This window comes from Parafrankia sp. Ea1.12, assembly GCF_900465275.1.
GTDB classification, from domain to species: Bacteria; Actinomycetota; Actinomycetes; order Frankiales; family Frankiaceae; genus Parafrankia; species Parafrankia soli.
In genome coordinates this window covers 1-477 of sequence record NZ_UBIZ01000019.1, presented here as the reverse complement: position 1 = coordinate 477, position 477 = coordinate 1, and the positions used below count along the sequence as shown (strand labels likewise).

Annotated in this window: 1 protein-coding gene; it reads left to right on the top strand. The window is 67.3% G+C overall.

Features of this window, described 5'->3' with window-relative positions:
- Positions 1-477 (top strand): ABC transporter substrate-binding protein (locus FMEAI12_RS00085; protein ID WP_368672033.1); only part of this gene is annotated, 477 nt, incomplete at both ends.

The following is a 477-nucleotide window of genomic DNA, read 5'->3' as shown; positions in this document are numbered from 1 at the left end:
GCGCTGAACCTCGCCGCCTACAACGGAACCGGCACACCCGTCGACACGCTGTTCAGCAAGGCCTCGCCCTTCTACTCGGACACGCCGCTGCGCAAGGCGGACAAGGCCACCGCCCAGCGACTGTTCGACGAGCTCGCCGCGGAAGGCAAGCCGGTGTCCTTCGCCGTCTCCACCGCCCCCACCTCGGAGAGCAGGACGACGGCGGAGAACATCCAGGCCCAGCTCGGCACGTTCAAGAACGTCAGCGTCCAGGTCAAGATCATCGAGGTTGCCGACATCGTCTCGCTGCGCACGACGCACGACTTCGACGCGACCACGTCGTCAGCGTTCTTCCAGGACCCCGAACCACGGCTGTGGACGGCCTTCAGCGGCGACTCGCCGGCGAACCTTTCCGGGATCGCCGACAAGGCGCTCAACGACGCCCTGCTGGCGGGGCGGACAGGCGCATCGGAACAGGACCGCGAGAAGGCCTACGAC